General features: G+C 74.7%; 1 pseudogene. It reads right to left on the reverse strand.

Annotation, left to right across the window (positions count from 1 at the left end):
- Positions 1-253: pseudogene (locus FV233_RS30010) on the reverse strand (HAMP domain-containing protein); the annotation flags it as partial.

Consider the following 253-nt stretch of genomic DNA (forward strand, 5'->3'; position numbering starts at 1 on the left):
ACCGCCCGGCCGACCGCGGCGCCGCTCGCCTCGGCGTCCTTGGCGGACTGGCGCGCGATGGTCTCGGTCTGGCTGGCGTTCTCGGCGTTCTGCTTCACGTTGGCGGCCATCTCCTCCATGGACGCCGCCACGTCCTGCTTCAGGTCGCCCTCGGCGACGCGGCTCGCGGCGGCGACGGCCCGCTGCAGGCCCCGGGAGATCGACAGCGACAGCCAGATCGCCATGGCGAGCCCGACCGCCACCGCGCCGAGGA

It is taken from the genome of Methylobacterium sp. WL7, from assembly GCF_008040085.1.
Lineage (GTDB): Bacteria > Pseudomonadota > Alphaproteobacteria > Rhizobiales > Beijerinckiaceae > Methylobacterium > Methylobacterium mesophilicum.